At 70.0% G+C, this 12,661-nt stretch carries 10 protein-coding genes and 1 pseudogene; 4 read left to right on the plus strand and 7 right to left on the minus strand.

Annotated elements, in window-relative coordinates; genetic code table 11:
* Positions 1–221: 221 nt before the first annotated feature.
* The 4 genes and pseudogenes from QE388_RS00335 to prmC form a co-directional block, all read right to left on the minus strand.
* Complete coding sequence (locus QE388_RS00335) at positions 222–704, minus strand: hypothetical protein (protein WP_307382045.1); 483 nt, start codon at positions 702–704, stop codon at positions 222–224.
* Positions 701–1,877 (minus strand): annotated as a pseudogene (locus tag QE388_RS00340) (MraY family glycosyltransferase). The gene QE388_RS00335 and the pseudogene QE388_RS00340 overlap by 4 nt, the downstream one beginning before the upstream one ends.
* A complete protein-coding gene (locus tag QE388_RS00345) occupies positions 1,874–2,662 on the minus strand; it encodes an L-threonylcarbamoyladenylate synthase (RefSeq protein ID WP_275797240.1) in 789 nt (262 codons plus the stop codon). Before QE388_RS00345 ends, QE388_RS00340 begins: the two are co-directional and overlap by 4 nt.
* A gap of 54 nt (positions 2,663–2,716) precedes the next feature.
* Positions 2,717–3,610 (minus strand): peptide chain release factor N(5)-glutamine methyltransferase, encoded by an 894-nt coding sequence (gene prmC, locus QE388_RS00350; protein ID WP_307382049.1) that lies wholly within the window; start codon positions 3,608–3,610, stop codon positions 2,717–2,719.
* 98 nt (positions 3,611–3,708) lie between these two features.
* Here prmC and cysK point away from each other — a divergent pair, with 98 nt between their 5' ends.
* Both cysK and epsC read left to right on the plus strand, forming a co-directional pair.
* Positions 3,709–4,647, plus strand: coding sequence for a cysteine synthase A (cysK, locus tag QE388_RS00355; RefSeq protein ID WP_058597259.1), 939 nt, complete (start codon positions 3,709–3,711; stop codon positions 4,645–4,647).
* 2 nt (positions 4,648–4,649) lie between these two features.
* The gene (gene epsC / locus QE388_RS00360; RefSeq protein ID WP_307382051.1) at positions 4,650–5,219 is read left to right on the plus strand and encodes a serine O-acetyltransferase EpsC; all 570 of its coding nucleotides are present in this window, start codon (positions 4,650–4,652) and stop codon (positions 5,217–5,219) included.
* 73 nt (positions 5,220–5,292) lie between these two features.
* Here the strand turns inward: epsC and QE388_RS00365 are convergent, their stop codons facing one another.
* Positions 5,293–6,546, minus strand: coding sequence for an acyl-CoA dehydrogenase family protein (locus tag QE388_RS00365; protein ID WP_307382055.1), 1,254 nt, complete (start codon positions 6,544–6,546; stop codon positions 5,293–5,295).
* 217 nt (positions 6,547–6,763) lie between these two features.
* Here QE388_RS00365 and QE388_RS00370 point away from each other — a divergent pair, with 217 nt between their 5' ends.
* Together QE388_RS00370 and QE388_RS00375 are read left to right on the plus strand one after the other, a co-directional pair.
* Entirely contained in the window at positions 6,764–7,750 is a 987-nt protein-coding gene (locus tag QE388_RS00370) for a helix-turn-helix domain-containing protein (RefSeq protein ID WP_307382057.1), read from the plus strand.
* 44 nt (positions 7,751–7,794) lie between these two features.
* Positions 7,795–9,195 (plus strand): amidase, encoded by a 1,401-nt coding sequence (locus QE388_RS00375; RefSeq protein WP_307382059.1) that lies wholly within the window; start codon positions 7,795–7,797, stop codon positions 9,193–9,195.
* 41 nt (positions 9,196–9,236) lie between these two features.
* On the opposite strand, the gene prfA is transcribed toward QE388_RS00375, so the two are convergent.
* On the minus strand, positions 9,237–10,313 hold the full coding sequence (gene prfA / locus QE388_RS00380; protein ID WP_307387023.1) for a peptide chain release factor 1: 1,077 nt from the start codon (positions 10,311–10,313) through the stop codon (positions 9,237–9,239).
* A gap of 32 nt (positions 10,314–10,345) precedes the next feature.
* The gene (gene rho / locus QE388_RS00385) at positions 10,346–12,559 is read right to left on the minus strand and encodes a transcription termination factor Rho (protein ID WP_307382062.1); all 2,214 of its coding nucleotides are present in this window, start codon (positions 12,557–12,559) and stop codon (positions 10,346–10,348) included.
* Between the last annotated feature and the right edge of the window lie 102 nt (positions 12,560–12,661).

Here is a 12,661-nt window from a genome sequence, read left to right on the forward strand (position 1 = left end):
CTGGCTCCAGCTTCGGGGCATCGGTGTGAACCGTTGCGACGATGGTCGGTGAGAGCACCCAGAATGCAGACCTGGAGGGATAACCCTGGTGCGGGCGGGTACTTACCCCACCCTATCAAACTCCCAGCGGATCCATGTGGCGCGTGCGACGGATCCTCTCGGCACCGGGGTATCCGGCTTGCACAACGGGCGACGGGACGATAGGCGGGTGGGCGTCGTCGTCAGGACCGGCGGTCGCCCTCGTCGGGATCCGTGGGCAGGGATACGTCGCTCGCGCTGGGGATGCGCATGCGCAGGAGCACGACGACGTCGACGACCAGGGACGCCACCACGCTGACCACCAGCGCGACGTAGAAGATCACCGGGCTCACCCACGCCTGTTCCCGGAGCACGACGATGGCGACGATGAACAGCACGAGCTTCAGCAGCCAGCCTCCGAGCACGATGCCGAAGAAGAGCGGGACGTACAGCGGGTCACCGAACCACCGATTGGCGATGAGGATGCTCGCGGCGGTCACCGCGAGGAAGACCGCGCTCACCGCGACTCCGGACAGAGCGCTGCCGAGACCTCCCGCTCCCCCGACCGCGAAGCCGACGACCGCGCCGACGACGAGCAGGACGACGGTGACGATGCCTCCCCAGACCAGGGCGGTTCTCAGCACCGGGGTGCTGGACGGGCGACGGGCGGGAGTGATGCTGGTCATGAGTGGGGCTCCGGTGGGGTGGGACGCGGACGCCGCGACGCGAGTCGCCAGCGATGCGGGGAGGGAAGAACGGTCAGCACCGCGCAGGCGACGACGCCGACCGCGCCGAACAGGATGCCGAACAGATAGTCGCCGGGCCAGCTCTGCTGGGTTCCGATGTACATGAGCAGGAAGGCCAGGCTCACCACGGCCGTCCAGGAGTAGAAGATGAGGACCGCACTGGTGTCGGTGTGCCCCATGTCGAGCATGCGGTGGTGCAGGTGCTTGCGATCGGGCGAGAAGGGCGACCGGCCCGCCCACTGGCGGCGAGCCACGGCGAGGCCGAAGTCCAGCAGCGGAAGGAGGACGATCACCACCGGGAGCAGGATCGGGATGAACGCGCCCAGCAGCTGCGAACGGCCGATCTTCTCGGGGTCCAGGACGGCCGGGTCGAGCTGCCCCGTGATGGCGATCGCGGAGCTGGCCATGAGCAGACCCAGCATCAGGGCGCCAGCATCGCCCATGAACAGCTTCGCCGGCGTCCAGTTCATGGGGAGGAAGCCGAGACACGCGCCGACCAGCACGGCCGCGATGAAGGAGGCCAGGTTGAAGTAGGTGCTGGCGCCGGTGTCCCGCACGAGCAGGTATGAGTAGGCGAAGAAGACCCCGTTCGCGATCAGGCACACGCCCGCCACGAGACCGTTCAACCCGTCGATGAAGTTGACGGCGTTCATCACCACGACGAGCGCGAAGACCGTGAGAAGGAAGCTGACCCAGCTCGACCCCACCGTGAGGGCGCCGATCGGCAGCGACAGGATCTGCAGCTGACCGAACCACGCGATCATCCCGGCCGCGACGAACTGCGCGCCGAGCTTGATCATCCAGTCCAGGTCCCACAGGTCGTCGGCGACCCCGACGAGCACGATGAGCAGAACAGCGCCGAGCAACCAGAGAACGGGGGCCGGGTCGACCCAGAAGATCGAGAAGTACGGGTTACGGCTCGACAGGGCGAAGGCGGCGACGACGCCCCAGGAACATCGCGACGCCACCCAGGCGAGGCGTCGGGGTCTTGTGGACATCCCGATCCCGGATGCCGGGATAGAGCTTGAAGCGCAGGGCGAGCTTCCACACCACCCACGACAGCGCGAGCGTGACCGCCGCCGTGAAGAGGATGGTGAGGAGGTACTGGGTCACGGACCCGGCGCCTCGGCATCCGTGTCCGACGCCGCACGCGCGGGCTCGCCGTTCGACGCGTCGACGCTGGACGCATCGGCAGAAGCCGCGGCGGGGGTCGGCACGGGAGCATCGGGGTCGGGATCCGGCTCGAGAAGATCCCCGAGCACCTCTCGCAGACGTTCGCGGGAGACGGCGCCCTCTCTGAGGACACGCACGCGAGGCTCGGCACCGCCGACGAGGGTGGTGGCATCGACGATCGTGGACGCGATCCCCGTCTCGCTCGGGCCGGAGTCGAGGTAGGCGGCGACGCTGTCGCCGAGCATGTCGCGCGCGGCGTCGATGTTCACGGCCGCAGCCATGCCGGTGCGGTTCGCGCTGGAGACGGCGAGAGGGCCCGTCTCTTCGAGGAGCTCGAGGGTGAGGTGGTGAGCCGGCATGCGTACGGCGACGGTGCCGTGGGTGTCGCCGAGGTCCCATGACAGGGAGGGCTGAGCGGGGAGCACGATGGTGAGCCCGCCCGGCCAGAACTCGCGCACGAGGTCGTCGACGGCGGGAGGGATCTCGGCCACGAGCGCCCGCAGGGTGCCGACCCCGGCGACCAGGACCGGCGGCGGCTGCTGGCGACCGCGACCCTTGGCCTCGAGGAGACCGGCCACGGCGCGGGCGTTGAACGCGTCGGCGGCGACGCCGTAGACGGTGTCGGTGGGAAGCACGACGAGCTCGCCGCGGCCGATCGCCTGGCGTGCATGGCGCATGCCCGAGAGCAGCTGCGACTCGTCTCGGCAGTCGTAGACAGGTGACATATCGCGCGCCAGTCTACTTGCGCGTCGGAGGCTCTTCACTCCCGACGGCGCGTGTCAGGGGTGCACCGCCGTCGTCGCCCGGTCGCGCGAGGTCAGGTCCGGGTGCGTCGCGGCAGCGCGCCACCCGTCCGCCGTCAGGAGATCGCGGATCGCGGGGCCCTGCCACTCGCCGTGTTCGATGACGAGGGTCGCCCCGGGGTGGCCGAGCCGCAATCCGACTCGCGAGAGGTGGCGCACGGCATCCAGCCCGTCCGGTCCGCCGTACAGCGCGGCCGGAGGGTCGTACAGCCGCACCTCCGGATCGCGGGGGATGGCGTCGTCGGGCACGTACGGCGGGTTGGATGCCACGACCGACACGGTTCCGTCGAGCTCGGGGAACGCGTCGGCGAGGTCGACGAAGGCGAGGGTGACGTTCTCCGCTCCGATCCGGGCGACGTTCTCTTTCGTCCAGATGAACGCGTCGACGCTGTTCTCGGCGGCGAACACCCGCGCGTGCGGAACCTCGGTGGCCATCGCCAGGGCGATCGCGCCGCTGCCGGTTCCGAGATCGACGGCGATCGGCGACTCGGATGCGACGGCGCCGAGCGCGTTGATCGCCAGCTGCGCGACCATCTCGGTCTCGGGCCTCGGGACGAACACGCCCGGACCGACGGCCAGCTCGAGCGAACGGAACGGGGCGACGCCGGTGAGGTGCTGGAGGGGTTCGCGGGCGCAGCGACGATCGGCGAGCGGAAGCAGCTCGGCGGTGGCGGCGGGCGGCATCCGGTCTCCGCGGATCGCGGCGGCCTGCACTCCCCCGCGCGAGAGGTGCAGCACGTGCCCGGCGAGGAGCTCGGCGTCGACCCGCGGGTCGGGGATACCCGCGACCGCGAAACGGGTCTCGAGGTCGCGGACGACGTCGGCGACGGGAACGGCCGTGGGGGCGGGGGGTGGTGCGGTCTCACGCATGACGGGGTCCGAGCCTAGTCGTCCGGCGTCACACACGCCTGCGTGTCGGAGGACTCGCCTAGGATGATCGCGTTCTCATCGACGGCGAAAGGCGACCCATGCCCGGCATCCACTCCGACATCACCTCTGCGTTCGGCGACACTCCGCTGGTGCGCTTGAACCGCGTTGCGGAGGGGACCGAGGCGCAGATCCTGGCGAAGCTGGAGTTCTACAACCCGGCTTCCAGCGTCAAGGATCGCCTGGGCATCGCGATCGTCGACGCCGCAGAAGCGTCGGGCGAGCTGAAGCCGGGCGGCACCCTCGTCGAGTCCACGAGCGGCAACACCGGCATCGCCCTGGCGATGGTCGGCGCCGCTCGCGGCTACAAGGTCATCCTCACGATGCCCGCCTCGATGTCGAAGGAGCGCCGGATCCTGCTCAAGGCGTTCGGCGCGGAGCTCGTTCTGACCGACCCCACCAAGGGCATGTCGTACGCGGTCGACGAGGCCAAGCGCATCGTCGCCGAGACTCCGGGCGCCGTGTGGGCGCGCCAGTTCGAGAACGAGGCGAACCCGGCGATCCACCGCAAGACGACCGCAGAAGAGATCCTGCGCGACACCGACGGCAAGGTCGACTACTTCGTCGCCGGCATCGGCACGGGCGGAACGATCACCGGTGTCGGCCAGGTGCTGAAGGAGCGCGTCCCCGGCGTCAAGATCGTCGCCGTCGAGCCCGCCGACTCCCCCATCCTCACGAAGGGGCACCCGGGGCCCCACAAGATCCAGGGCATCGGTCCCAACTTCGTCCCCGCGATCCTCGACCGCGACATCCTCGACGAGGTCATCGACGTCGAGTTCGACGACGCGATCCGCGTCGCCCGCGAGACCGCGGCCAAGGACGGCATCCTGGTCGGCATGTCGTCGGGAGCGGCGATCTGGGCCGCGCTCGAGATCGCGCGCCGTCCCGAGGCCGCCGGCAAGAACATCGTCGTGATCATCCCGTCGTACGGCGAGCGCTACCTCTCGACCGCCCTCTACGAGCACCTGCGCGAAGACTGACGGTGGGGGTTCTCTCCCGCATCCGCGAAGACATCTCCTCGGCGAAGCTCCGCGATCCCGCGGCTCGAGGCGGGCTCGAGATCGCGCTGCTGTACCCGGGGCTGCACGCCGTGTGGTCGTACCGCGTCGCGAACCGCCTGTGGCGACGGGGGCTGCGCTTCCCGGCGCGGGCCCTGTCCCAGGCGACGCGCTGGCTCACCGGCATCGAGATCCACCCCGGCGCCACGATCGGACGCCGCTTCTTCATCGACCACGGCATGGGCGTCGTCATCGGTGAGACGGCCGAGGTCGGCGACGACGTCATGCTCTACCACGGCGTGACCCTCGGCGGTCGGCAGCGCGAGGGCGGCAAGCGCCACCCCACGCTTCACGATGGAGTCGCCGTCGGAGCCGGGGCGAAGGTCCTGGGGCCCGTCACCATCGGAGCGCGAGCAGTGATCGGGGCGAATGCGGTGGTCACGCGCGATGCGCCCGCGGACAGCGTGCTCGTGGGCGTGCCGGCGAAGGCGCGCTCGCGACGGGCCGGTGAAGACACACGGGCCCTGCTGATGGCACCCGAGTACTCGATCTGACGCGCCGCCGCCTGCGCGCGGAAGAGCCCCGTGTGGAACCGCCATCGCCGCGGTTCCACACGGGGCGGTTTTGTCAGACCGACAGGCGATTCTCCGCCGCGGCCAAGTGGTCGTATCCGGGGGTGCGCAGCATCTCGTGCAGGTGGCGACGCCGCACGCCCATGTTGCCGCCGTCGTACACGGGCAGGCACAGCACGTCCTGCATGATGTCGCCGAGCGGGGCGCGATCACCGTACGAGTCGACGCCGACGAGCCGCATCGCGTCGTACACGGTCTGCACGGCCAGCTCGGAGTTGTAGATCTTCGACATGTTCGACAGCTCGCGGTCGAGTCCACCGGTCTTGTCGAAGTGGTCGGCGGCCTTCCACGCGAAGTAGCGCCCCACCTCGATGCGCGTCTTGATGTCGGCCAGCATGTAGCCGGCGTTCTGGTGGTCGATGACCGGGACACTCCCCGATCGCTTCTCGGTCGACACGAAGTCGTAGGCGATCTCGAACGCTCGGCGCATTTTCCCCACGGCGGCTGCGGCGATGCTCGAGCACGTCCAGGAGAACGCACCCTTGGTGAGGTTCAACCCGTCGCCCGGAACGCCGATGAGGTTTTCCAACGGTACCCGCACATCGACGAAGTCCACATACGGGGAGTTCGTGGCGAGGTGACCGATCGTGTCGATGATCCCCGAGAAGGTCACACCGGGCGTGCCCTTCTCGACGACGATGATCGCGAGGGATTCCGCCGGCGGCTTGGTCTCGTCGATGCGGCACACGACGCTGATGATGTCGGCGCCCTGGTCGTCCCAGCCCGACGCGTTGGTGGTGTAGGCCTTGCGGCCGTTGATGACCCATTCGTCGCCGTCGCGGACGGCGAAGGTCTGCACGCCGTACTTGGGGTCCGGGTGGTCGAAGTTCGCTCCTCCCGCGGCCTCGGTGAAAGCGATCGCCCCCAGGGCCGGGCTGCCGTCGGTGAAAGGCGCGAGGAAGCGTTCCTTCTGCTCAGGAGTGCCTGCCGTGATGATCGGGAACACCCCCAGCCCGGTGCCGAGGATCGCGGTCGGGGTGTTGATCTCGACCCGTGCGAGCTCCTCGCAGGCGAGGGCGAACTGGAGGTTGCTGAAGCGGTGTCCGCCGTTCTCGGCGGGGATGAGTCCCTTGACGAAGCCGGCGTCGACCATCTGCTGATAGAAGGGCTTCAGGGCACGGAACCGGTCGAGCGGATCGGGGATCGGCGCGATGACGTCGGGGACCTGGCTCAGCACGTTGTCAGCGAATTCGCGCGCCTGAAGGCGGAGACCGAGCTGCTCGTCGGAGAGGGTGAAGTCGATGGCCACGGGTGTGCTCCTCGTTCGTTCGGGTGAAGGTCCAGGTAGCGTCGCAGCGCCGTGATCGGCGCAGATTGGACGCCCGTGCACGCCGGCGAGGACCATCGTGCACGGTCCGCCGCGGTGAGCAGTTCGTTACCGGGCTGACATGCGGCAGGTCGCCTCGGGAAACAGGACGTTGCTCTGCTGAGTCCGTCGACATCCGTGCACCGTCGAGGAGAAGCACATGCATCGCTGGGACACGCGCGAGAAGCGCCCGTCTGAGCAGTACGCCTACTGGCGCGAGGTGGTGTGCGCGGCCTTCACCCCGCTCAGACCCGCGGCGCGCGGCACCCGTGACGACTGGACGCACGCGGGACTCGAGGGTCACGTCGAGAGTCAGCCCTTCGGCCAGGTCAACGGCGCCGAGATCGCCACGTGCTCCCAGGTCATCCACCACGGCCCCGACGAGGTACGCCGGGTCGACGAGGAGGTCGTCTTCGTCAACCTGATGCTCGACGGGCGCTGCATCGTCTCGCAGGACGGCCGGCGCAGCATGTCGGGCCCCGGAACCTTCTCGATCGTCGATGTCACCCGACCTTTCTCCCTGGACTACCTCGACCCCTGGCGCACGGTGTCGTTCCGCGTGCCGGCGCGAGACATCCCCGACGGGCTGCGCGCGAACGCCACGGCACGCACGTTCTCCGCCGCCGGCGGGCTGGGGGCGGTCATCGCCGACACGGTGCGCTCCTCCTGGATGCAGGCGTCTCGCATGAGCGCGGGCGAAGCGGATGCCGTGGGCATCGCCGTCGCGTCGCTGACCAGGGCTCTGAGCCTTGCGTCGCCGACGACGACCCTCGCCGAAGAGGACGGCGGCGATGCGGTGTTGCGGCGGAGCATCGAGCACCATCTCGAGCGCCACATCCGCTTCGTTGACACCTCCCCCGCCGCGATCGCGCGGCACTTCGCCATCTCGGTCCGCAAACTCCACCAGGTGTACGAGAGCGCCCCGCTCACGTACGGGCAGACGGTGATGCGCGTGCGCGTCCTCGCCTGCGCGGACGATCTGCGCGCTGAACGCGGACGCGTCACCCTGACGCACCTGGCCGCCAAGTGGGGCTTCAGCGACCTCTCGCACCTGCATCGGGCATTCCGCCACCACCTCGGTCAGACTCCTCGCGAGGTGCTCGCCCAGCTGGACGCCACCGAGGCCGCGTGGGAACGCGCGAGCTGACACGGCTCGGCAGCCTCTCTCGATCCACGCCGTAGGCTCGGAGCATGACGCGCCTGCACGACCTGCCGCTCGTCGCGCAGGTGGCGGCGCTCCGCCACGGCACGCTCGAGCCACGAGACATCGCGGGGCATTATCTCGATCGCGCCCAGCGCTTCGCCGATCTCGGTGCCTTCGCAGAGGTGACCCCGGATGCCGCCCTCCGCCGGGCCGCGGACCTCGCTCGACCCGCGCGGGGTTCCCTGTGGGGCGTCCCCCTTGCCGACAAGGACCTCGTCGCCCGTGCGGGTGTCCCGACACGCTACGGCTCGCGCTCCCGCGCGCATCTCGTGCCCACGGCATCCGATCCTCTCGCCCTCGCTCTCGATGCCGCGGGTGCCGTGAACCTCGGCAAGACGAGCACCTCGGAGTTCGGTCTCACCGGATTCACCGAACCGCTCATCCACGCTCCCGCACGCGATCCGTGGCGGCTCTCGGCCGGGGCCGGCGGCTCCAGCGGTGGTGCCGCCGTCGCCGTTGCGGCGGGCCTTCTGCCTGCGGCTGTGGGCTCGGACGGCGGCGGCTCCATCCGCATCCCCTCGGCCACGGTCGGCGTCGTCGGGCTGAAACCGTCGCGCGGCAGGCTGCCGATCGGTTCGGGATTCGACTCCCCCGACGGCCTGTCGGTCACCGGGCCGATCGCTCGGTCAGCCGAGGACGCCGGCCTCCTCCTCGACGCGCTCGTGGGGCTCGCTCCGTTCGCTTACGCCACGCAGGCCCCCGGTGCGGGCCCGTTCGTCGATGCGGCGCGGCGCTCACCCGGAACCCTCCGCATCGGCGTCACGACCGTTTCGCCGTGGGACGACGACGAGGACATCGTGCTCGATCCCGACGCACGCACGGCGTTCGAGACGGCCACCGCCTGGCTCGCGGATGCGGACCATGACGTGACGGATGCCGACTGGCATCCGTTCGGGTATGCCTCACTCTTCCACGTCCTCTGGCGCGCGAGCGCCGCCCGCATCCCGTTGAGCGACGACGACATGACCCTCGTCGAACCGCTGACCGCGTGGCTCGTGCAGGAGGGGCGACGACTGTCGGCGCTCGAACTGCTGGGCGGCCTGGCCTCGGCACGCGCTTTCGAACGTCGGACGATCGCAGACTTCTCGCCCTTCGACGCGGTGCTGACCCCCGCGCTGGCGCAGGGGCCGCAGCCCGTGGGGTCGTATGCGGGGCACAGTCCGGAGCGCACGTTCGCGATGCAGGTCGAGTACGCACCGTACTCGAGTTTCGTCAACGTCGCGGGACTGCCCGCACTCACCCAGCCCGTCACGACCGATGCGACCGGCCACCCGGTCTCGGTGCAGCTCATCGGCCGCCCCGGCGGAGAGGCAACCCTGCTCTCACTGGCGGCGCAACTCGAGCACCGTCGCGGCCCGCTCCCCCACCCCCCGGTGTGGGACGCCTGATCGTCGACGTCTCTCGCTGAGATCAGGGGTCCGCGAGAAGGTCAGTCGCCGGCGAGAGCGGCCAGACGCGCCTCTTCGTCGGCCGCGATGGCCGACTCGATGAGGGGGCCGAGGGCGCCGTCCATGACCTGATCGAGGTTGTAGGCCTTGTATCCGGTGCGGTGATCGGCGATGCGGTTCTCGGGGAAGTTGTACGTCCGGATGCGCTCCGAACGATCCATGCCGCGGATCTGCGACCGACGCGCGTCCGCGGCCACGGCGTCGCGCTCCTCCTGCTGCTTGGCGAGCAGCCGGGCGCGCAGCACGCGCATGCCCGCCTCGCGGTTCTGCAGCTGCGACTTCTCGTTCTGCATCGACACGACGATCCCGGTCGGGACGTGGGTGATGCGCACGGCGGAGTCCGTCGTGTTGACCGACTGGCCTCCGGGGCCGGACGAGCGGAACACGTCGATCTTGAGGTCGTTCGGGTCGATCGCGACCTCTTCGGGCTCGTCGACCTCGGGGAAGACGAGCACGCCCGTCGTGGACGTGTGAATACGCCCCTGCGACTCGGTCGCGGGCACCCGCTGCACACGGTGCACGCCGCCCTCGTACTTCAGGTGGGCCCACACCCCCTGAGCGGGGTCGCTCGAGGAGCCCTTGATCGCGACCTGGACGTCTTTGTAGCCGCCGAGGTCGGACTCCGTGCGCTCGAGGAGCTCGGTCTTCCAGCCCATCGAGGCGGCGTACTGCAGGTACATGCGCAGCAGATCGGCCGCGAACAGCGCGCTCTCGGCCCCGCCCTCGCCGCCCTTGATCTCCATGATCACGTCGCGCGCGTCATCGGGGTCGCGCGGAATGAGCAGGCGCCGCAGACGCTCCTGCGTCTCGGCGACCCGCTCCTCCAGCGTCGGGACCTCAGCCGCGAACGCCTCGTCTTCTCGCGCGAGTTCGCGTGCCGCTTCGAGGTCATCGGATGCCGAGACCCAGGCCTCGTGAGCCGTGACGATCCGCGACAGCTCCGCGTATCGCCGATTGACGCGCTTGGCGCGCGCCGCGTCGGCGTGCACGGCCGGGTCGGAGAGCTCCTCCTGGACGGCCTTGTGCTCCTCGATCAGTCCACGGACCGACTCGAACATCGCGGGCACCGACATCGCGTCTGCCGCCCGGATCAGCGGATACTGTTGTCGTCACCGCCGCGCGAGGGCGCCGGGATGGACTTCTGCATCTGCACGAGGAACTCGACGTTCGACTGCGTCTCCTTGAGCTTGCCGAGCACGACCTCGAGGGCCTGCTGGGGCTCGAGACCGGCCAGGGCACGGCGGAGCTTCCACGTGATCTTCACCTCGTCGGGCGAGAGCAGCATCTCTTCACGGCGGGTGCTCGACGCGTTCACGTCGACGGCCGGGAAGATGCGCTTGTCGGCGAGCTGGCGGCTCAGGCGCAGCTCGCTGTTGCCCGTGCCCTTGAACTCCTCGAAGATCACGTCATCCATCTTCGAGCCGGTCTCCACCAGTGCGGTGGCGAGGATCGTGAGCGATCCGCCGTTCTCGATGTTGCGCGCGGCGCCGAAGAAGCGCTTGGGCGGGTACAGCGCCGACGCATCGACGCCACCGGTGAGCACGCGACCCGAGGTGGGCGCCGACAGGTTGTAGGCGCGGCCCAGGCGGGTGATCGAGTCGAGGAGCACGACCACGTCGCGGCCGAGCTCGACCAGGCGCTTGGCACGCTCGATGGCCAGTTCGGCAACCGTGGTGTGGTCTTCGGCAGGACGGTCGAAGGTCGAGGCGATGACCTCGCCCTTGACGGTGCGCTGCATGTCGGTGACCTCTTCGGGGCGCTCGTCGACGAGCACGACCATGAGGTGGACCTCGGGGTTGTTGTGCGCGATGGCGTTGGCGATCTGCTGCAGCACGATCGTCTTGCCCGCCTTGGGGGGCGCGACGATGAGGCCGCGCTGGCCCTTGCCGACGGGCGCCACGAGGTCGATGATGCGCTGGGTCAGCTTCTCGGGTGCCGTCTCGAGACGCAGGCGCTCCTGCGGGTAGAGGGGCGTGAGCTTGCCGAAGTCGACGCGCGCGGCGGCGTCGTCGACCGACAGACCGTTGATCGAGTCGACCTTGACCAGCGCGTTGTACTTCTGGCGGCTGGACTGCTCGTTCTCACGCGGCTGCTTGATCGAGCCCACCACGGCGTCGCCCTTGCGCAGGTTGTACTTCTTCACCTGGCCCAGCGAGACGTAGACGTCGCTCGGCCCGGGCAGGTAGCCGGTGGTGCGCACGAAGGCGTAGTTGTCGAGCACGTCGAGGATGCCGGCGATCGGCACGAGGACGTCGTCCTCGCCGATCTCGGAATCGAACTCGTCGCCCGTCGCGTTCTGGCCGCGGCGCTTGTTGCGCTGACGGCTGCGGTTGCTGGTGCCGCCCTGCTGCTGCTGAGCCTGCTGACCGTTCTGGGCGCCGCCGTCGCGCTGGCCGCCCTGCGGAGCTGTCTCGGACTCGTCGCCCGCGGCGGGCTGCGCCTCGGCGGTCTCGGTGGTCTCTGCGCGGTTGCGGTTCCGGTTGCGGGAGCGGTTCCGACCGCGACCCCGCGCGGGGGTCTGGTCGGCGGCGTCGTCCGAAGAAGCGGTGTCGGCAGCCTCGCTCGAAGAGGGGTGGCCCTCAACCGGCGCGTCGGTCGCGCCGGCCTCGTCGACCGTCGGGGTCTGCTCGGCGGCGTCGTCGGCGACATCGGCAGCGGTGGTCACGGGGGTTGCCGCGTCGACCTCCGCCTCGGGGGCGACGTCGGCGGCGGGCGCCTCTGCGGCGACCGTGTCAGTCGCAGCCGTGTCAGCCGCGGCGGCCTCCGCAGCGGCGGTTTCGGCCGCGGCAGCTTCTGCGGCGGCGGCCTCGGCGGCCGCCTTCTCCTTCGCGGAGGCGGTCGTCGCGCGACGCGGCGCCCGCTTGCGCGGAGCCTTTGCCGGCTTCTCCACCGGAGCGGGCTCTTCGGCAGGGGCCTCCGCGGCCGCAGCCGCCGGCTCCTCGGCCGCGGCGGCGGGCTCGGCAGCAGCGGGCTCGGCAGCGGCGGGCTCGGCAGCGGGCTCAGCGACGGCCTCGGCCGGAGCGTCCGCGGTGGGCGCCTCGGCGGCGAGCGCGTCATCGGTGAACAGCGCCTCGGGCTCCGCGGCATCGGCGGGCGCCGCGTCGGCGGCGGCCTCGTCGATGGTCGCGTCGTCAGCAGCGACCTCGGCGGCCGAGGCGTCTGCGCCCTCGGCATCCGGGGTCTCGGCAGCCGTGTCGGCCTGGTCGTTGTCGGTGCCCTGCGCCTCGGCCGAAGGCTGTTCCTCGGCGGGGATCTCAGCGCCCTCGGGCGCGTCGACGGGCTGGGTCTCGGAGATGGACTCCACGAGTGCTCCTCAGAAAATGAAACGTGATCAGATCGCGCTTCGCCATGCAGAACGCAGACGAAGAGACACCAGCGGTTCGGGAGATTGCAGCCGAGACCGGGT

Origin of the sequence: Microbacterium sp. SORGH_AS_0969, from assembly GCF_030818255.1 — a bacterium.
Classification (GTDB): Bacteria; Actinomycetota; Actinomycetes; order Actinomycetales; family Microbacteriaceae; genus Microbacterium.

Excerpts from the sequence above, each read along its gene's own strand:
- QE388_RS00375 (WP_307382059.1), top strand. The coding sequence starts at position 7,795 with ATGACGCGCCTGCACGACCTGCCGCTCGTCGCGCAGGTGGCGGCGCTC.
- cysK (WP_058597259.1), top strand. The coding sequence starts at position 3,709 with ATGCCCGGCATCCACTCCGACATCACCTCTGCGTTCGGCGACACTCCG.
- prfA (WP_307387023.1), bottom strand. The coding sequence starts at position 10,313 with ATGTTCGAGTCGGTCCGTGGACTGATCGAGGAGCACAAGGCCGTCCAG.
- QE388_RS00335 (WP_307382045.1), bottom strand. The coding sequence starts at position 704 with ATGACCAGCATCACTCCCGCCCGTCGCCCGTCCAGCACCCCGGTGCTG.
- QE388_RS00345 (WP_275797240.1), bottom strand. The coding sequence starts at position 2,662 with ATGTCACCTGTCTACGACTGCCGAGACGAGTCGCAGCTGCTCTCGGGC.
- prmC (WP_307382049.1), bottom strand. The coding sequence starts at position 3,610 with ATGCGTGAGACCGCACCACCCCCCGCCCCCACGGCCGTTCCCGTCGCC.
- QE388_RS00370 (WP_307382057.1), top strand. The coding sequence starts at position 6,764 with ATGCATCGCTGGGACACGCGCGAGAAGCGCCCGTCTGAGCAGTACGCC.